At 35.6% G+C, this 18,411-nt stretch carries 18 protein-coding genes; 6 read left to right on the forward strand and 12 right to left on the reverse strand.

Annotation, left to right across the window (positions count from 1 at the left end):
* Positions 1–176: 176 nt before the first annotated feature.
* From CHI06_RS23575 to CHI06_RS23620, 11 genes are all read right to left on the reverse strand, one after another.
* A complete protein-coding gene (locus CHI06_RS23575; protein ID WP_095251005.1) occupies positions 177–1,103 on the reverse strand; it encodes a DUF5107 domain-containing protein in 927 nt (308 codons plus the stop codon).
* Between the two features lie 13 nt (positions 1,104–1,116).
* Positions 1,117–3,213: an alpha-galactosidase gene (locus tag CHI06_RS23580; RefSeq protein ID WP_095251006.1), complete on the reverse strand. Its 2,097-nt coding sequence runs from the start codon at positions 3,211–3,213 to the stop codon at positions 1,117–1,119.
* A gap of 30 nt (positions 3,214–3,243) precedes the next feature.
* Positions 3,244–4,065, reverse strand: coding sequence for a carbohydrate ABC transporter permease (locus CHI06_RS23585; protein ID WP_095251036.1), 822 nt, complete (start codon positions 4,063–4,065; stop codon positions 3,244–3,246).
* Positions 4,066–4,081: 16 nt separating this feature from the next.
* Positions 4,082–4,993, reverse strand: a complete 912-nt coding sequence (locus CHI06_RS23590) for a carbohydrate ABC transporter permease (RefSeq protein ID WP_095251007.1) — start codon at positions 4,991–4,993, stop codon at positions 4,082–4,084.
* Between the two features lie 125 nt (positions 4,994–5,118).
* A complete protein-coding gene (locus CHI06_RS23595) occupies positions 5,119–6,369 on the reverse strand; it encodes an ABC transporter substrate-binding protein (RefSeq protein ID WP_179292756.1) in 1,251 nt (416 codons plus the stop codon).
* 357 nt (positions 6,370–6,726) lie between these two features.
* A complete protein-coding gene (locus CHI06_RS23600; protein ID WP_095251009.1) occupies positions 6,727–7,608 on the reverse strand; it encodes an AraC family transcriptional regulator in 882 nt (293 codons plus the stop codon).
* Positions 7,609–7,700: 92 nt separating this feature from the next.
* Entirely contained in the window at positions 7,701–8,543 is an 843-nt protein-coding gene (locus CHI06_RS23605; protein ID WP_179292757.1) for an AraC family transcriptional regulator, read from the reverse strand.
* Positions 8,544–8,813: 270 nt separating this feature from the next.
* Positions 8,814–12,146: a DUF5107 domain-containing protein gene (locus tag CHI06_RS23610; protein WP_095251011.1), complete on the reverse strand. Its 3,333-nt coding sequence runs from the start codon at positions 12,144–12,146 to the stop codon at positions 8,814–8,816.
* Between the two features lie 105 nt (positions 12,147–12,251).
* Complete coding sequence (locus CHI06_RS23615; RefSeq protein WP_095251012.1) at positions 12,252–12,500, reverse strand: hypothetical protein; 249 nt, start codon at positions 12,498–12,500, stop codon at positions 12,252–12,254.
* 51 nt (positions 12,501–12,551) lie between these two features.
* On the reverse strand, positions 12,552–12,716 hold the full coding sequence (locus CHI06_RS30010; RefSeq protein ID WP_179292758.1) for a hypothetical protein: 165 nt from the start codon (positions 12,714–12,716) through the stop codon (positions 12,552–12,554).
* 200 nt (positions 12,717–12,916) lie between these two features.
* Positions 12,917–13,723: a hypothetical protein gene (locus CHI06_RS23620; RefSeq protein WP_095251013.1), complete on the reverse strand. Its 807-nt coding sequence runs from the start codon at positions 13,721–13,723 to the stop codon at positions 12,917–12,919.
* Between the two features lie 339 nt (positions 13,724–14,062).
* Here CHI06_RS23620 and CHI06_RS23630 point away from each other — a divergent pair, with 339 nt between their 5' ends.
* Genes CHI06_RS23630 through CHI06_RS23640 form a run of 3 tightly spaced genes read left to right on the forward strand, consistent with a single transcriptional unit; the run spans position 14,063 to position 15,774 of the window.
* Positions 14,063–14,827, forward strand: coding sequence for an FtsK/SpoIIIE domain-containing protein (locus CHI06_RS23630; protein WP_095251015.1), 765 nt, complete (start codon positions 14,063–14,065; stop codon positions 14,825–14,827).
* Positions 14,763–15,353, forward strand: a complete 591-nt coding sequence (locus CHI06_RS23635; RefSeq protein WP_306453842.1) for a replication-relaxation family protein — start codon at positions 14,763–14,765, stop codon at positions 15,351–15,353. Before CHI06_RS23630 ends, CHI06_RS23635 begins: the two co-directional genes overlap by 65 nt.
* A gap of 13 nt (positions 15,354–15,366) precedes the next feature.
* Positions 15,367–15,774, forward strand: coding sequence for a hypothetical protein (locus CHI06_RS23640; RefSeq protein WP_257009429.1), 408 nt, complete (start codon positions 15,367–15,369; stop codon positions 15,772–15,774).
* A 43-nt stretch (positions 15,775–15,817) separates the two neighbouring features.
* Here the strand turns inward: CHI06_RS23640 and CHI06_RS23645 are convergent, their stop codons facing one another.
* Complete coding sequence (locus tag CHI06_RS23645) at positions 15,818–16,018, reverse strand: hypothetical protein (RefSeq protein ID WP_095251017.1); 201 nt, start codon at positions 16,016–16,018, stop codon at positions 15,818–15,820.
* A gap of 268 nt (positions 16,019–16,286) precedes the next feature.
* Here CHI06_RS23645 and CHI06_RS23650 point away from each other — a divergent pair, with 268 nt between their 5' ends.
* The 3 genes from CHI06_RS23650 to CHI06_RS23660 all read left to right on the forward strand — a co-directional run bounded on the left by CHI06_RS23650 (position 16,287) and on the right by CHI06_RS23660 (position 18,290).
* The gene (locus tag CHI06_RS23650) at positions 16,287–17,054 is read left to right on the forward strand and encodes a DUF2750 domain-containing protein (RefSeq protein ID WP_095251018.1); all 768 of its coding nucleotides are present in this window, start codon (positions 16,287–16,289) and stop codon (positions 17,052–17,054) included.
* A 145-nt stretch (positions 17,055–17,199) separates the two neighbouring features.
* Positions 17,200–17,448, forward strand: coding sequence for a hypothetical protein (locus CHI06_RS23655; protein ID WP_088088132.1), 249 nt, complete (start codon positions 17,200–17,202; stop codon positions 17,446–17,448).
* Positions 17,449–17,588: 140 nt separating this feature from the next.
* Positions 17,589–18,290 carry a hypothetical protein gene (locus CHI06_RS23660; RefSeq protein ID WP_257009431.1) on the forward strand — a complete coding sequence of 234 codons (702 nt, stop codon included), beginning with the start codon at positions 17,589–17,591 and terminating at the stop codon, positions 18,288–18,290.
* Positions 18,291–18,411: the final 121 nt, after the last annotated feature.

The following is an 18,411-nucleotide window of genomic DNA, read 5'->3' on the forward strand; positions in this document are numbered from 1 at the left end:
TAGAGAAATTGCCTTCCGGATTCGGAGGCCGTTTTTATCGATATAATGTAACCCAACCTCTAACAGTAAAATCATCCTTGAGCAAGCAAGGGTTTAACAGCCCGCTGCGAAAAAAGGAGCCAGTGCTTCCTAACACTGAACCCTATAGGCTTGAATTTAAGCAGTTATCAAAATCACTAGTTCATTTGAATCAAACGTATCTTTAAAGAAAATTCCAATGGCTCGTTTTTCCTTAGCATAAATAAACTGTAATTTTCTTTTGCAATTAAAATATTATCATAATATCCATTTGTCGGTTCAAACGCACAATTGTAATCACCTCTAAAACCACCAGCAGTAATCCACATTCCTAAATAGGGGAGTTTAGTAGAATCATAAAGAATCTTACAATGCATGCCTTGACTTGGATAAATATATCCACAACATCCATGTTCTACTTTCCCGTTGACATAATATTTTATCATTGTATTAGAATTAATATTCGGTACATTGTTGAAGTCATATTCATCATTCAGATTATCATAAATTTTCCCTATTCTTCCAAGCTCCGGACTCTCGAGCACATTAATAAATTCCTTTACACCATTAGGATAATATAGTTGCATATCTTCTTCATAGCGAACAAGACCATGAAAAGCCCAGAGGCAAGGGAAAGCTTCTTCCTCTGTATTAGTGATTTTATATTTGTAAATAACTGATTCCCCATCAAGCATAATCCGCTTATGATAATTATAAGGGAAATTATCACTTGTAAAATTTAGATGTAAAACATCATCTTGTATTCGATAGATGAATTTTTCTCTCCAAATCTCTCCATGATCAGGATATTTCAAGCTTATACCATTCCATTCCAGCATAGCAGCTTCAATTGTCGGAAATGCGTCATCAAATCCTGATGCATCATAATTTGTAAATTCCGCATTGGGTGGTGGAATATTATAGCTATCTTTTTTATTTTGTGCTACCAGTTCAAACGAGTTTGATTTATGGTAAATAGAGGCTGTTTTCCCACCCAATTCAGGTAAAACAACCACTTGTAAAACTTCATTTTCCAATAATACACCTGTGAGATTCTTCCATTTCAAGCAACTTACTACTACCATAGATTTTCCACCACTAAATTTCTATTTTTTCCAAACGAACTAACAAACTATCATAGTCACCTATTAATTTAATTTCTATGCCCATATTCATCAAAAAGGCTCCTGATTTTGTCCATTCGGTACCATTTAATTCATATCGATATAAAGAAGAGCTATTTAATCCCTTAAGTTTTAATCGATGAAACTTTTTACCATATCTTTCATGATCCAAAAAGACAAATAAAGCACTGTTATCTTCCTTTACATACTGAATTGCCTGAATTTCATCCTTTTTCAATGATTTTAATCGATACAAGTATCCAAATTGAACAATCTCTCTCACATTTTTATATTCATCTATATATTTTTTAATTTGCAACAGTTTTTCTTCTTCGGTTTCATTTAAATTTGTACCAATACCTAACGAACCACACATAGCGGTATGCATGCTAAACTTAAGCGGAATAGAACGATTGTTCATTCCAAAATCGTCCGTCAGCCAGGCACGCATATATTTAATTGGGTAAATGAAACTATAATTTTCTTGTAAAAACAGGCGATCGAGGGGATCTGTGTTATCACTAGGCCAAAACTCATCAAAATATGTCATTGAACCATAATCCACTCTGCCGCCACCTGAAGCACAAGCTTCAAATTCAACTTTCGGATGCCGTTTTCTTAATGTTTCAATAACTTTGTAGACTCCTTGGGTATTTTTATACCAGATCGTTTTGTAATCCTCCGGTTTTTGAACGGAAGAGGCTATTTCAGAAGCATAGCGGTTCATATCCCATTTTATATACGCTATATTATTCTCTGATAATAAAGTATCAAAACATCCTATTAGGTACTCTACTACCTCCGGATTCGTTAAATCCAGCATGTATTGGTTTCTTCCCATCAGTACTTCTCTAGAATGATACCTATAAATCCAATCTGGATGTTTTTTATATAAATTACTATTCGCATTGACCATTTCCGGTTCAATCCAAATTCCAAACTCCATACCTAATTCATTTACTCTTTTTATGAGTGGTGCAAGTCCATCAGGAAACTTTTCACGGTCAACATACCAATCGCCTAATCCTGCTTTATCATTATTTCTCCCTTCAAACCAGCCATCATCAATCACAAAAAGTTCAACACCCAGCTTGGCTGCTTTTTCTGCCAGTCTTATTTGATCCGAACATTGTACATCAAATAATGTGGAATACCATGAATTATAGAGGACCGGTAACGGTTTTTCGGCCCAATTTTTAGGCATTATATGTTTTCTCGCGAATAATGCGAGAGTGTTAGACATATCTGTAAATCCATGATTTGAATATCCTGAAAATACGGATGGTGCTTTGAATATCTCTCTAGGTTTTAATATCCATTCAAAATCAGTATCACTTATCCCGATTAGGATACTTACATAACCATTTGGAACGGCTTCCACAACTGTTTTAAAGTTACCTGAATATTGCAACACACCATAATAAACTTCTCCGGTATCTTCGTCTGCATTCTTGTGAACGACGAAAAATGGATTTGCATTATGTGCTGTTAATCCAAACAAACTTTCATATACTTTTTTTCCACTATGAATAAGTTCACTGCTTTGCTGGAATTCCTTACCCCAATGTCCACTATAATTCATCGTCTCAAACCCAGTACCTTCGATTCCATACTCAGCAGAATAAAAACGCTCTAAAATAATATTTTCATTTCCAAAATTCTCTACTTCTCTCCACTTTTCAATAATATTCTCTTTCTCATATACACAATAATGCAGGGTAACTCTCAAAGAATAATAGATATCTTCTAAAACGATGGTTAGCTTGTTATCCGAAACGTTATGTTCTTTTACTTTATATCGAAAATCACGAACTCCATCAGTAAAAGTTACTTTCATGGATGTTTCTTTAAATCGCATTCCACCAAAGGATGAACATTCTTCCATAGATGTTTGAACATTGTTAGCTTTAAGAGTCTGCAGTACTTCAGCACCGTCAAAGTCTTCCATTCTATCTATTCGTTTTCCCCAATATACATTACTAACCAAGTGATGATGGTCAATGCAGATTACGTAGGATGTTTTTTCAGTATTAAGTATAAAAAACTTATCTTGATAAACGGTAATTGACATTGGTTATTCCCTCCAATATAAAACTAATGCTTATTTTATCCCTGAGGTTGCAACCCCTTCGATAAATTGTTTTTGAAATACTATGAATAAAATAATCATAGGAACAATGGCCATTAATGAACCAGCCATTAATTGTGGATAATCAACCGAATATTGCCCCATCAATGTGACCAAACCAGAAGATAAGGTCAATTTTTCAATTGACGAATTCACAACCAGAGGCCACATAAGATCTTTCCATGCAAAAAGGGCGGTAAAAATACCAACTGAAACCAATCCAGATCTTGTCAGCGGCAGCATGATAAACCAAAATATCTTCCATATTGAGCATCCATCTATAATAGCGGCTTCTTCTAATTCCTTTGGAATACTTAAAAAGAATTGTCTAAGCAAGAATGTACCAAATGCACTGACCACACCAGGAACAACTAAAGCTGTAACAGTGTCTAATAATCCTAGTTTACTCACGAGCATATACTGTGGAAGGATAAATATCTGGCCAGGTACCATCATTTGAATTAAGATCAGCATAAAGAAAAAATTTCTTAAAGGAAACTTCAGGCGGGCAAAAGCATATGCCGCCAAGGCACTAAAGAAAACAGAACCTAAACATCTAAAAAATACCATTAAAGATGTGTTGATAAATATTTTCACAAACGGTAATGTTTCATTTACCTTCTCATAGCTATTTAAGCTCCAGGATTCTGGCAAAATTTGAGGAGGAATTTTTAATGCTTCTGCTTGTGTTTTAAAAGATGTTAGTAAGGTCCAAATAAAAGGAAGGACCATACTTATTGCTCCTAGTATTAAAAGGACATAAACGATCAATAGTCCCCATTTTTTTTGTTTCATGTTCCCATCGCCTTTCCTAATCATTATAATGAACCCATTTCTTTTGCAGCTTTAATTGTATTAATGTGAGGATCAAAATAATAACCAATATTAATACTACAATTGCAGATCCATAGCCCTTATTATAATTTTGAAAGGTATAGCGATAGAATAAATATACAATGGATTCTGTATATTTAAAGGACGGACTTTCTGGTTTTAGCATCATAAAAATGTGATCAAAAACTTGGAAGGAACTAATCACCGTAATGACAGTAACAAAAAATAATGTAGGAGATAGTAAAGGTATGGTGATTTTATAAAACTTAGCAAATGCTCCTGCACCATCTATATCTGCTGCTTCGTATAAAGAGCGTGGTATATTTTGTAAACCTGCAATTAAAATAATCATATTATAGCCAACCATACTCCAAATGCCCACAATGGCTACTGCAATCACTGCTAATTCTCTACTTCCTAACCAATCGGGTCCTGGTATCCCAAATATCTCTAATAATTGATTGATTAAGCCGTATTGTTGGTTATACAGCCATCTCCAAACGAGAGCAACTGCTGCTGGGGCAGAAACTACTGGCAAAAAGTAAAGAGACCTAAAAATTCCTTTTCCCTTAATTTTTGTATTTAAAAATACAGCGACTACCAGAGACACAATGATTCCAAGCGGAACAGTTAAAATACAATATAATAACGTGTTTAGTAAAGCTCTGTAAACTTCTGTATCATGTATCAAACGTGCATAGTTATCTAATCCTATAAATTTGGGTGAATTAAAACCCTTGACCTCATTAAAACTATAATAGATTGATTGAATTATTGGCCATAGATTCAAAATAAAAACACCTAACATGGTGGGTGCAATAAAAAGATAACCATAAAACCACGTGGTTATCTTTCGATTTTTCAATAAATGTGGATATTTACTATTCATTTTCTTATGTAATCCTCCCATTCATTTGAAATTATTGTAATGTAGGATCTTTTTATACGGCTATTAAGGCTGTATAAAAAGAGTCCTACATTAAGAATTATCGATATTGAAATTGAAGGAGAATTTTATTTAAGTGCATTGATTTCATCTGTTATTTTTTTCAGCCCTTCTTTCACAGGCATCTTCAAGGAAAATATTTCAGGCATATATTTGTCGATGACTGCTGATGCCTCATTGTTTGTGGTAATCCCAGGACTTGTGTGCCCATAATCAATCACTTTTGCGAAAGGAGTCGTATCAATAGTAGTAAATCCATCAATCCACGGCTGTTGCGTATTTTTATAAGCTGAAATGGCGACACCTGATTTTGATTGAATGAGTTGTGCCTCTTCTGATCCTAAGAATTCAACTAACTTTAATGCTGCTTTTGGATTTTTGCTATCTTTAGAAACCGAGAAAGCCATACCACTTGAAATTGCTGCCCGTTTTTTTCCTTGTGGCAGTTGGGCAATATCAAAGTTAAGCCCCTTAATTGCCAGGTATTCAGGCAACATCCATGATCCTGCAAAAATCATACCCGCCTTACCAGCTTCAAAGTATTCATCCTGGCTTAAGTTAGCAAAATCAGCAACTGTCGGAGTATAGCCTTTTTCTATAAATGAAACGACGTATTTCATGGCTTCGATGTTTTCTGGTGAGTTAAATGTGCTAGTCTTACCGTCCTTGGCAAAAAAATCTCCATCATTTTGCCAAACTAAATTCCAATAAAAATTCTGGCCATCATTGGGTGCTACGATCCCATAGACATCTTTTGATTTATTTGTAATTTTTTCAGCTGCACTAAGCATATCCGCCCAAGTCCAGTTGTCATTTGGATAAGCCACACCTGCTTGATCAAATAAATCTTTATTGTAAGCCAATGCCATCGTTCCTATATCCTTCGGAACTCCATAAACCTTACCATCGAAGGAGAAGTCATCCACAACAAACTGAGGAAAACTTTCTAAACTAGTAATTTTACTCTTAGTAAACATATCTTTCAGATCCATAAGCTTTCCGCCTTCAGCGTATTTACTTACTTCATCAGGATGCATAACAACAATATCGGGCATGTTTCCGCCTTGTGCAGCAGCTTGGAGTTTAGTCCAATATTGTTCCCATGGAATCGTTTCTACGGTTACCTTGTAGTCGGGATTTTTCTTCATAAAAGAATCAGCCATGGCTTTGAGTCCCTTTTCTTGGTTACTATCCCAGAATACCATTTTTAATTCATTGTTCTTACTGCTGGTTTTTCCATTAGTAGAACTTGAGCTACATCCTACCAGCGCAAACAACAATATAACACCTACTAAAATACTGAGCATTCTTTTACACATTTTAAAAACCATCCCCTTTTCTTTTTTTTCAGGAATCCACCGTATAAACCGCTTACATTTTTGACGTTGCAATCAATTTTTCTTATGAATTTGTTTGCTATAAGAATAAAGAATGCTTAAACAAAATCGATTTTGTTTTTATGTACATATCATACAACTTTTATCTAACTTATTTATATAATTAATACTTGAATTCATTTATACAAATCTTGCATAAAAATGTTCTCTGAGAAATGGGTTTCAAAAACAGAACTTTTTACACTTTCTATTAATCATTAACAAAAGTGTTCTTCATAAAAATATTAAGAAAAGTATTGTACCCAAAATAAAAATCGTTCCTATGGTGGGAACGATCTTTTAACCTTTTTTTCTACTACGGTATTTGGAAGGTGAAAGCCCCATAATTTTACGAAATAGCCTCGAGAAATAATAGGGGTCGTTAAATCCTAATTGTATACAAATTTCTTTTACCGTCCATTCGCTCAAATCAAGATATTGGCAGGCTCTTTGTATTTTTAGCCGCAGATAGTAATCAATCGGGGTGTACCCTGTTTGTTTTTTAAAAACCTGAATAAAATGAGGTTTGGAAAGATTAGTTTGCTCCGCTAATTCCTTCAATGTTAAGGATGATTCAATGTGATCCAGCATGATTTGAATCGCATATTCGACCATATCATGATTAATTAGCTCGACTGAAGACTGTCGCTGATGAATAAAGATATGACTTAATAAATGTCCCATCGCCTGTGTAACACCTATTAAATTATTAATATAGTAGCCTCTTTCCAATAGCCCATAGCATTCATAGAATATTTCTATAAACCTTTGTCCCTGATTAGGAGGTAAGATTACACCTTGCCCTAGTATGTGTTCTGGAAAGTAATAAGAAGAATTCTTTCCTTTAATATGAAACCAGTAAATACTCCAGGGATCCTGTTCATCGGAACCATAAGTATGGCCAATATTCGGGGGAAGTACAATAATATTATTTTTCTCAATCTTCTGATGCTCACCTTTATAGGATATCCACCCTTTACCCCCAATGCAAAACAGGACAATATAAGAGTCACACCCACCTTCCCGTTCCCTATAATGATACTGCGCCCTTGGAAAAAACCCAATATCTGTAACGAACATCGATTGTGTAAGTGGATGTTGGACTAGGTCCTGAAGGGCAGATTCCGGCAATACTATAATTTTTTGATGCCTAAAACCATCGCTTTTCTTTAAGTTAATCATGTTTTTATTATCTTTTTGATCATTCTATCTGTCAATGCATCTTTCGAAAATTATGAATATACATTACACACTAAATCCTTTTACTAGAATATCTAATTTTTCACTTCTGCATTCTGCAGCCTGTAATCCGATGGATTTATTCCCATTATCTTTTTAAATTGTTTTGTAAAATGGGATTGATATTCAAAGCCCATCCATTCAGATATCTCTTTTACAGACATATCTGTTTTAATTAGCATTTCGCAAGCCTTCTGAACTCTTAATTTAGTAATAAATTGTAAAGGGGAACAATCTGTATTTTTTTTAAAAATACGGTATACTTGCGAGGTATCTAATCGTAGGTAACTTGCGAGATTCTCTATCGATATTTGATTACGAATATTTCTTCTAATATAGATAATGGCATCATCGAAAGGTGAAAAGGTTAGAATTTCTTTTTTCTTATCTGTCGTAGCTTGATGATTTTCGATGAGTTTGCCCAAAAATAGAAAGAAGTATCCGGTAATTTTGGCAATATTCCTAGTTGAACGGCTTTCGTAATAAATATCTTTTATACATTTTTCTAAAAAGTCATCTTTTTCATAATGGAAAATTAAATGATCCTGATTCAGTCCAGCATAATTCAGTAATTGATCCACTTTTTTACCGAAAAAGGCTATCCAGCAAACATCCCAAGGGTCTGTAGTATCGGCGGTGTGTACAATCGTGCTGCCAGGCGTTATAAGAAACCCATCATGTATTTTAAGATAATAGGTCTTTCCCCCAATTGTATAAGTCCCTTTTCCTTTTGTTACATAATGAATTAAATAGTAATCACGTGAATCTTTTCCATAACTATAATTTGGATCGGTGGAACAAAATCCGGAATGGAATACCACAACATCATCTTCAACAGCTGGTTTTTCAAGATATAAATATTGATCATAAACAAGCATGTAAAACTCCCACCTCACCATTTGTTAACTCATTAAGATTGTATATCCATTAAAATGGGGTATTTATTTGGAAATATCATGGAATTTCAACTAATATGGTTAATTGTAATTATCAGATAATTACTTAATTTATCTTTTATTGTGCCAATTTTCCGTTTCACTGTCAAATACCTCCACTCACAAAAACTAAAATTATTAGACAAATTATCAATCTATTAATCAACAGTTTTTGGGGTAAACGAGGGACAATGGTTAGTCCCCCATCTGCATTTAATCCTCGCACATATCTAAATGGATAAGAGCTCCTTGATGAGCGGGTTCAAGGTTCATTACTTTTGCTAATTGTTCTTTCGCATCATCATATAACTGTTTACCGATAAATCCCAGCGCCATCATAAACCTGCAATGGATTTCATTCTTCCTTTGAAGACTCTCATCAAAGACTAAAAAGTCAGGCAAAGAGACCGCAAAATAATCAATTTTTAATTCTTTAAAAATATGATTCTCTCCATAGTTAATCAACTTGTTAAAACGTTTTTTTGCTTCCTCAACTCTGCTTAACTTTAATAACGCCAATCCTTGATAAAAGATCATTTCTGGTGGTTGATCGTTATAGAAAATAGCACTTGACGGCTCATTTAAACCTTCAGATGCCTTTAAAAAATGTTCATTACCAACCATATTCTGACCTATTGCAGTGTAAGCACAGCCCAAATAATAGTGAATATGATTTTCTTGTGCACCTTCTAGTTTACCTTCACCAAGATTTTCTGGAAACACAAGAGCTTGCTCTAAATGTTTGATAGCCCTTTCAAATAACTCGTTTCTAATATGTTGTTTTGCCACTTCTACATGGCTTAGCACATATTGCGTCGTGATTTTTCCTTCTCCCCCTTCCCACGGGTGAAAAATTCGAGTAGAGAGCTTTTCCAAGGCTGCATCATACTGTTGATCTACATTTAACAGTGTTACATATTCCGTATATATGTCATCCCGCATGTTCACTAGCTGAAAATGGTCATTCATATTCTTTAATCGTTTTTTTGGTTCTACACCAATCTTTTTGTATAACTGATCTAACTCATAAAAAACCCTGGCGTCACTTTGATTTAAGGAAAAGGCTTTTTCTAATGCAGCCTGTGCTTGTTTCGCATTTCCTCTTTTGTTAAAGTAAGCTAACGCTAAATTTCGATGCACGGTTGGAAATGACGCATTTAATTCCACCGAGCGTTCCCATTGCATAATCGCGTCTTGATGACGTTTCTTATCGTACAATAAATTTCCTAGATAATAGTGAGCTTTGGCATCCTGGGGATAGATTTTAATGGCATACTCAATAACGATTAAATCCCAAATCATGGTAGGGAAACAATAATCTGAAGGAAGACTTGATCCTATTTGAATCTGTTTCAATGCTTCCTGTCTATCATTCATTTTTCCGTACACATAACCCAGATAATAATAGATCATAGGTGTTTGTAAAGAATTATCTCTATGAATATATCTTTCTAGTAATTGAATAGCATCCTCAAATAACCCTGCAGCAAGATATTCTTGAGCTAATGATAAAATGTTATGAGGCTCATCCCTTAACAGATTATTCAGGTTTTCAAGGGCTCGTTCAACTGATTTTTTATTTGCTTTTTTGCTTAGAATTTTATATAGCTGGTCTCTAGCAAAGAAATCAGTGATGTCCATATCTATGGTGTTCAACAACATGTTTTCTGCATCTGATATTCTGTCCAGTTTGAATAAAGCAGCTGCTTTTAGATTTCGGGCCTGGATATTTCTAGCATTATGGACCAGTGATTGATCCACCAACTCCAACACTTCCTCATAATCCCCACGTTCATATGCTATCTGTGAAAGTGTGAAGAACGCCTTATCCTTACATGTCCCAGACCAGGTGGCTTTATAAAGAGCATTAAAGGCTTCTTCATATCGATTTTGATATTTAAGTGACAAACCCAAATTGTAGTAGGGCTCGCCATCATAGGGATTTAGATTATGACGGGTTAAGGTCTCTACTGCCTTACGGAAAAAAGCTTCACTTTCGCTAAACTCTCCACGTCTAAGCAGTAAGCTGCCATAAGCATTGTTAATACGAATATCGTCCGGGTCACGATTTAGCCCTTCAAGGTAATAAGAATCAGGTTCATAGGTGGCATGTCGATATTGTTCGAGGTGCTGACCTGCTAGAAAAAGTGCTTCCGTATTTCTTAACTCTTTTGGTGCACCGATCGCCTTTGCAGCTTCGGGGATTTCTTTAAAATTAGGCGAAGCAGGTTGATATTGGACTAATATTCGATTCTCTTGATCTTTTATAATTATTCTTAAAGCATGAGTTTGATCGGCAACTTCCAGATCCAACACTTCACTAAAAGTCTTCGAAGGTGAGATATCTACATTTTTACTCAAATAAGTTTTGGATTTTCCTGTTAGTTCAATCTTAGCTTTTTTAAATTCTGAGGTAGCATAAACAGATACGTATATCTTGTCTTCAATAATTTCTAAATTCACTGCTGCGTCTATTGTTGCATTTTTTACCATACCTATATCTTTGTATGGCATAAAATACTGGGAAAATGTTTTTTCTTCATATGGATGCAGCCAAGTAAAATCAGGCTGATTGTCCGTATACACTCCGGTCATTAGCTCAATATAGGGACCATCCTCATCGGTTAAATTACGATCCCAGGATTTTCCGAAGTCACCATTACCCCAGGTCCATTGCTTTTTACCGGGAGAAATGTGATGATTTGCAACATGCAATATCCCAGCATTTTTTGAATGATCATAACCACCTACAAAATTATAATCTGAGTGATAGGCCATATATGATGTTGGGACAGGAATATTTTTATAACTTGAAATGTCTACACCTGCTGAGTAATCCATTTTGTAATAAGTTCCTGTTGCAATCGGAAATGTAGAAACATCTCTCTTTCCATGGTCAAATACGGCATTAACATCTGGAGGGAAAACAGATTGTGTGTATTGATTTGCAGCAACAGCCGGGTTTGCCCACCATAGGAATGTTTGCGGTTGAGTGGTTCGATTGTAAAGTTGCCCATTAATTTCCAGGTATGCTTTATCAGGGTATAAAGTGAATCCGGCCATACCTTTGGTTCCATACATTCTATCAATCTCACTAACCCAAACCGTCACACTTCCATCTTCATGATGTTTAATGGTATGATCCACCTTACCGAACGTATTTGGCCGATGGTGCTGTGGCCAGTTAAATTCAATACCTCCTGATATCCATGGACCAGCAAGTCCCACTAAAGCAGGCTTAATGACTCTATTGTAATAAACAAAATCGTAGTTATTCGTTTTGTCTAAAGCTCTGTATATCCGCCCGCCAATTTCAGGCATGATTTGAATTTGAAGATATTCATTCTCTAAAAAGATTATTTTGTAAGATTTTAACTTTTTCTCATCTTCAATTTGGTCAATAACAGGGTAGGGATACACCTTTCCTGAACTCCCCTGGTACACCCGCTTTTCAAGAAACATTGGATTTTTGTCTGGCTTGCCCACTTCATAAGTAGGTATTTCTACATTTTCCTCCCAAACACTAACCCGTTTTCCCTCTTTCATAATTTTCACCTCATTATATTAGTGGCATGAATCACCATGCATCTTATAGATAGTGTAGAGGAAGAATGAACGATCAACAATTGAATATATTATTTTAATGATGGATTATATTATGACTAATGTAGGAAGAGCTTTAAATATTGTATTTACCCAATTTGCTTTATCTGCAACTGTTAATCCTTTAATTCTATCCTCTGCTGTTTTCATTAGCTTAACCTTCTCATGAATAGGCTCGTAAATAAGTTTCCCTAAAAAGTACCAGCGGAGAAACGCTCTCATCGTCCTAACACGTATAATTACCGTTGTAGGTTGAAACCCTTTTTCATTTATCATTAAGTCAATCCATTCATTCAAGGAAAACCTCAAAAGTCATTTCTTTGTTGGACAAATCTTGCTGCAAATTATCTAGTAACATTGAAAATGAATATGATACTCTTCCATTGTTCTAGGAGCTAAACCTTCCGATTGTTTGAACCAAATGAACCTCTCAAACATTTCCGGCATGGTTAATTTCTCCGTCACCTTCTTAGTTGCTGTCACTCTTCCGTGCTTTCTGATACTTTTTCGCATAAAAAAACCTTCAAATATTATTATTTGAAGGCTCTGCAATAAGAGTTTTCCAGATTGCTATTCCTCATCAAGTTCCACCCTTCCGGCTTGTTCTGGTATGTTCCAGATTGAGCTGGCTCAAGGGGAAGATAAGGAATTTAAGATTACTCGATTGGAGCAATTCTTACTTCGTAAGACAAATGAGGTGGCATTGAATCTTTTTAATTTATATTGCTCAAAATCGAAGAACTTTCATTTTCTTTTATTTCTTTTATATTATTGATTTCTTGTTCAACTTCAGAAAGAACATTTTCAAACTTAGTTATAACGTCCTTCTCCAAAAGGTTTTTCCAAGCATTTTCCTTTTTTATAAAATAATCTTGCATTTCTAAATGGAGGTGGTTTACTTGTTCAATTACACTTGGAACAGTTGAATAATCGTGTACATAATCTTCCATTAGTTGATTTTCTTGATTTTCAAGAGAGATAAGGTCAAAGCTAGTAGCTTTTGAGAAATCATCATAAAATTTAAAACAAGTAATTAGCTCAATATGTAAATTATCATTTTCTATCTTCTCTAAAAACTTATAGGTTTCTACATTTAACAATTCAATTTTGTACTTTTTGCTAATGACTTCAAATTCTTCAATTCCCTCCTCTTCATCCTCGTCTTTAAGTCCACCATTAGCTAAAATAAAATAATCCCTTTCCTGTTTAACTTCTTTCAATTGATTAATATAGTTCTCTAACTCTAATTTTATTCTAACCAAAGAAGGTAACTGAGCTATTCTTCTTGCAAACTTTTCTTTTGATAAGTCCAGCTGTAATTGTTTTTTTATTTGAAAGTTAGCAACCAGATAAGCGACAATTGCACTAATAACTCCTCCAGAGTAATTACCCCAAAAACCCAGCCAAACGTCTCCATCACCATATGCGTAACTTGAGTTGAATTGAAATAAAATAAAATTAAGTGCAACAGGGAAGAGCAAAACAATTAATCCATAATACAAATAACGCTTGTCAAACATCTCAATAACCCTCTTTCATGGATTCTTTAAAAATCTATTTATCTTAATATGAGTAGTGTGAAATTCTTTAATATTCCTTAATGTCAATTTGACTCTCAATGTATTTAATTATTAAAAACTCAAGAAACCTCTTACTCTCATGAGTTAGCTCCATAGTAATTGGATTGTTTTTCTTTTGATCAGAATATACCTTCCCATGTCCAGCTCGATTTCTTGCAATTAGAAGCTGTTTGATCATGGTTTTTACTTTGGAATACTTCTTCTTGCTTAAATCGTCATATCTAACCCCATCAAACACGGGGCTGGGCGGTTCCGGTTGGAGAAAGCAGAAGCGGTCTAATCGTTCACAACTTCGAAAAGAAAGCCCATATTATCGTGGCTGGTACAACTGATTTCGGCAAATCGAATTGGGTAAACTGCGTTATTAATACTTTGTTACTGAACAAAGGGGAAGATGTGACGTTTACGCTGATTGACCTAAAGGGGGGGCTGGAATTTAACCGTTACCGCCATTTAAAGCAAGTGAAAGCCTATGCGACCGACGTTGAGAAAGCGAGAGAAGCTTTGAAATCAGCAGTCGAGAAAATGGATGAAGTGACAGAGTATTTACTTGAAAAGGGATTTTCGAACGTGAAAGAAGCTGGGTTCAAGGAACGCCACTTTATCATAATTGATGAAGCTGCGGATATGGCGGACGATAAAGGCTGCCAGGAGTTGCTGAAGGAGATTGCTAGAAAGGGCAGGGCTAGCGGTCTGCGCTTGGTTTATACGACACAATATCCAACCATGGAGACAATCAGTTCCCAGGTGAAAAGAAATTGCATAGGGCGGTTATGTTTCGTTCTGGATACAGCAACGGCAAGTCAGGTTGTACTAGATCAAGGCGGGGCAGAAAAACTTCCTGCTATACAGGGTAGGGCTTTATATAAAGATTTGCGCTTGATTGAAGTCCAAACACCTTATATTCCAGGTGGTGCCATTACAGAAATTATTCAACCACATATAAGCATAAGACCTCGGAAGGAAAGGGTTGAATCGAGTGAGGAAGGAAATCGCAAGGCAGCAAAGAGAGGAACGCATACTCTTGTCATTGAAGAAGCTTGATTACCTTAGTCGTTCGCAGCTTCAAACCTTGCATGGGCTAGGGAGTGCTAGGAACGCTTCCAGGGTGTTAAAGAACATGGAACAGTACATTAGCAGCTTTCGAGATTCAGAGAACATTTACTACCTCAACAAAGAAGGCAGGGAACGGGTGAATTGTCAGAAGGTATTTAAGAAAACTATGCAAGCCCGTCATGTACTTATGAGAAATGATTTATATATCGCTTGCGGCCAGCCTGCAACCTGGAAGAACGAAATGAAACTGGAGGTAAAGGGGCGGGTTTCGGTTATTGCGGATGCTTTATTTATTCGAGAACGTCGTTACCACATTGTTGAAGTGGACCATACGCAGAAAATGGGGAAGAACAGGACGAAGGTGGAACGATATCGAAAGCTAATTGATTTAGGAGTATTCGAGAAGCAGCCGTTATTCCTTTGGGTGACGATGACAGAATACCGGAGGAAGCAACTCCTAAGTTTGTGTGAGGGGTTAGATGTGAAGGTGTTTACGATTAGAGACTTTCATTAAGGGAGGCGTTCGCGTGGCTAAGCGTATGGAATCCATGAGTATCAAGGAGTTTTTAAATCGTGAGGAACGGCAGCAGCCAGCTGGCAACAAGATAAAGAGAATCGTTACTACAAGCGTTCTTCCTTTAGCAGCGCTTACCCCTACAATCGCCTTTGCAGCAGAAGCAGGAAGGGTGGAACGGTATGTGAACGGTGAACTGTACGAACGGGTTGTGCACGCCTTTGAACCGGTAATTGGATTGGTCCAGGCGTTGTCTTATCCGATTGGACTGGTGGTTATGCTGGGCGGGGGACTGTTCGTGATGATCGGTAATAGGGAGAAGGGATTCGATATGATAGCGAAAGCGGGGATAGGTTATATCTTGGTCCAGTCGTTGCCTATGTTAATGGATTTATTGGTTGAGATTGCACAAGCAATTTAAAAGGAGTAGGTGCAATGCCTACTCCTTCAGATACGAAAGTTTATTATTCTGTTCGATCTACTAATGTGAAGGTGGGATACTCCCTTTTATGTAATTCAAAAGCTTCATTTTTCGAAGTCAATTCAAACCAGGCACCATCTCTTCCCATTTTATTAGTCCCCTTGAATTTTGGATTACGAGACTTATTTTCGTTATGAATCCCAAAATGCTTTGTAGGTTTATCGATGTCTACCCAAATTGTCATAAAAATCCCCCTATTAGATAGTGTTCTTCCAATTTCCTTTGGTGCTAATCATACATTATTCGGCACATCATTCTTTATTCCTTTAGAAAGAATAGCTAAAGCAATTTGAGGGGGGAGAATGCCTGCCCCTTTTTTATGATTTAAGAAAGTATGAGATTGATTGCTTCTTCAACTAACGAAGCAGTTTAATTGAAAAAGGGATGGTTGCAGGAGTAATTCGATTCGTTATCGAATTTATTATAAAATTTGATAAAGGGTTAGGTTATTTATGAAGAATTTACAGTACCCACGTTCAGGTTTAAGAGTAAGGTGCGAACAAGGTGTTAATCCAAAGGTAAGACAATCCTGTTTGGATTTTGCTAAATGGTTGCGATTATATTTGGAATTTCCAATTAGAGTGGTTGTTTATTTAAAAAAGGCTTATCAAATTAAAACACAAGACGGCAAAGAAATGGTTAGTGCAACTTTTCTGGGTCCTTATAGTAAAGATGAGGAACCATATATTAGGGTGGCAACTGGGGATTTTCAAGAACTCGTTTCTGAACGGGGAGAAGAAAATGCAATATTGGCAATTCTAAATAGTATTGCACACGAAATTATCCATTATCAACAATGGCTTAATAATCCTGATTTGGATGAAGAAAATGCTGAAACGGAAGCCATGGAGCATAGTGTTAAGTTGATGGATGAATATTTAGGCAATAACTTCATAAACGAAATTATTGATGATCGGAAAGTTTGGACAATTGAAAGTGAAGAAGGTGTCCCTATTACTAAAAGTGATACACAAGATTCCATGCCATTTTGGTCATCAAAATTAAGGGTACAGGAAGTTATAAATTCTATCTCCGTATATCGTAACTACAAACCACTTGAAATATCTTTGCAAGATTTCATCGAGAATTGGATACCTAATTTGAATGAAGATGGACTTATCATCGGAGCTAATCTTAATGGTGAAAGTTTAATTGGTCATAATTGGGAGCCAAATGAGTTACTAAATCATCTCCAATATGAATTAGATGAATTAAGATAAAGCACTTGAACATAACTATAGATTGTGAAGGAATGTACTTACGCTAACGGGTGCTAGAGTTTAAGATTGGAACTGCTACGGCAATCCCCCTACTTGTTGAACGAACAGTTTAAATGAATGAGCCTTATAAAGGACGGTTTAAAAAATGTGGTATAAAAATAAAGTTGCTTGGTGTCCGATTTGCAATCAAGGATGGGTTGAAATTTTCAAAGATAAAAAAACAAATATATTATTTGTGTGTTGCGATGAATGTGAATCATTATGGGAACATCCTGACTTAATAAAAGAAGTCGGTATAGCAACATCCACATTTGACTTTGATTATGAAATTGTTGTACCCTCTGAAGAAGAAATTAAAAATAGAGGCTGGGATAAATACATTATTAATGATTAAACAGTACGAGTCCTTCTTCAAGTAACGGGTGCTTTTCAGGATGATGATCGCTACGGCGGTCCTTTTTTTGTTTTTCAGCTAACTGGCAGGATAGTTGAATGAGAATTCATCTTAGGGAACAATAAAATGAGGTGTATTCTATGAAAACATACTGTATCTTAGTGTCAGTATTTATTCTCTTTTCTGTGCCAAAAAGTGTAAGTGCAACAAACGAAGGATATGAAGTGGTATCGAAGCTAACTAAAGAAGATATAGTCTTGTATGCTAAGGAAGTAAACGGCTTATATCGAGACTTTAAAATTCATTTCAAGGGAGAAGTTTACTCAAGACCTTTTTGGTTAAGTGCTGCAAATAACCCCACTTATGCACCACAAATTTATTACGAAGACATTAATAAAGATAAAAAGAAAGAGTTAATCATAATTCTGAATAAAGGCTATGGAACTGGTGTATTACAGGAAGAAATTTATGTCTATAGATATACCAATGGATTAATTGATGTTATTGTCGATAATCCTTTAGCAATTATCTATAAAAATGTAAAAACAAAATTAACTACTGAAAAGGCAGAAATCATTTTGGGGGACAAAGTATCCATTATCGATACTAAGTCAATAGAACCATCGCATTTATTTGAGGATATAGGATTTGGCAGCATTATTGATTATGAAGTATTTAACAAAAATCTAATGGTAAGAGTAAGTGGTCAAATAACACCAGCGATGTCTGTTGGAGATATTATAATAACTTATGAGTACCGTGATAAAATGTATCAAGCGAAAGCAATTAAATTTATAACGGATATTAATAAAAACCCCTTTTACGGTCCAGTAATAGATTAAACGATCTTCAACAAACTGGGGGTTTTCCTTTAAGTACAGGCTGCTAATCACCGCAGTCTTTTTTTTATTGAACTAACGTGCAGGTTAGTGAAATAAGAAAAAGACAGCTCATTTTCATAAT

This window comes from Bacillus sp. 7884-1, assembly GCF_002272245.1.
In the GTDB taxonomy this organism is placed as follows: domain Bacteria; phylum Bacillota; class Bacilli; order Bacillales; family Cytobacillaceae; genus Neobacillus.

Excerpts from the sequence above, each read along its gene's own strand:
- CHI06_RS23580 (WP_095251006.1), bottom strand. The coding sequence starts at position 3,213 with ATGTCAATTACCGTTTATCAAGATAAGTTTTTTATACTTAATACTGAA.
- CHI06_RS23620 (WP_095251013.1), bottom strand. The coding sequence starts at position 13,723 with ATGTTTGACAAGCGTTATTTGTATTATGGATTAATTGTTTTGCTCTTC.
- CHI06_RS23590 (WP_095251007.1), bottom strand. The coding sequence starts at position 4,993 with ATGAATAGTAAATATCCACATTTATTGAAAAATCGAAAGATAACCACG.
- CHI06_RS23575 (WP_095251005.1), bottom strand. The coding sequence starts at position 1,103 with ATGGTAGTAGTAAGTTGCTTGAAATGGAAGAATCTCACAGGTGTATTA.
- CHI06_RS23655 (WP_088088132.1), top strand. The coding sequence starts at position 17,200 with ATGTGGTATAAAAATAAAGTTGCTTGGTGTCCGATTTGCAATCAAGGA.
- CHI06_RS23650 (WP_095251018.1), top strand. The coding sequence starts at position 16,287 with ATGAAGAATTTACAGTACCCACGTTCAGGTTTAAGAGTAAGGTGCGAA.
- CHI06_RS23605 (WP_179292757.1), bottom strand. The coding sequence starts at position 8,543 with ATGCTTGTTTATGATCAATATTTATATCTTGAAAAACCAGCTGTTGAA.
- CHI06_RS30010 (WP_179292758.1), bottom strand. The coding sequence starts at position 12,716 with ATGCGAAAAAGTATCAGAAAGCACGGAAGAGTGACAGCAACTAAGAAG.
- CHI06_RS23600 (WP_095251009.1), bottom strand. The coding sequence starts at position 7,608 with ATGATTAACTTAAAGAAAAGCGATGGTTTTAGGCATCAAAAAATTATA.
- CHI06_RS23595 (WP_179292756.1), bottom strand. The coding sequence starts at position 6,369 with ATGTGTAAAAGAATGCTCAGTATTTTAGTAGGTGTTATATTGTTGTTT.
- CHI06_RS23610 (WP_095251011.1), bottom strand. The coding sequence starts at position 12,146 with ATGAAAGAGGGAAAACGGGTTAGTGTTTGGGAGGAAAATGTAGAAATA.
- CHI06_RS23585 (WP_095251036.1), bottom strand. The coding sequence starts at position 4,065 with ATGAAACAAAAAAAATGGGGACTATTGATCGTTTATGTCCTTTTAATA.
- CHI06_RS23660 (WP_257009431.1), top strand. The coding sequence starts at position 17,589 with ATGAAAACATACTGTATCTTAGTGTCAGTATTTATTCTCTTTTCTGTG.
- CHI06_RS23645 (WP_095251017.1), bottom strand. The coding sequence starts at position 16,018 with ATGACAATTTGGGTAGACATCGATAAACCTACAAAGCATTTTGGGATT.